The sequence below is a fragment of the Pseudomonas sp. SIMBA_068 genome (assembly GCF_046534705.1).
Taxonomy (GTDB): Bacteria; Pseudomonadota; Gammaproteobacteria; order Pseudomonadales; family Pseudomonadaceae; genus Aquipseudomonas; species Aquipseudomonas putida.
Window position 1 is genome coordinate 1 of the sequence record NZ_JAWRYI010001022.1, and the last position, 255, is coordinate 255.

Annotated in this window: 1 protein-coding gene; it reads right to left on the bottom strand. The window is 62.0% G+C overall.

Annotated features, from left to right (window positions below; all coding sequences use genetic code 11):
• Positions 1-24: 24 nt before the first annotated feature.
• Positions 25-255, bottom strand: a 231-nt coding sequence (locus SB756_RS32520; protein ID WP_410913567.1) for a helix-turn-helix domain-containing protein, incomplete at its 5' end; no start/stop codon positions are given.

The following is a 255-nucleotide window of genomic DNA, read 5'->3' on the forward strand; positions in this document are numbered from 1 at the left end:
GTGTAGCCAAAACCTGTTACATCTTCAGCGTCCGCGAATATTTGACCGACGGTACTGCTCCGGCGTGCAACCGGCATGGCGCTGGAACATGGCGATGAAGGCCGACGCGGTACTGTAGCCGAGGTCAAAAGCGACGTGTTGCACACTGCGTTCGCTGTCCAGCGCCTCGATGGCGGCCAGGTAGCGCAGACGCTGGCGCCACTCACCGAAGCTGATGCCCAACTCCCGCACAAATTGCCGCGCCAGGGTGCGCTC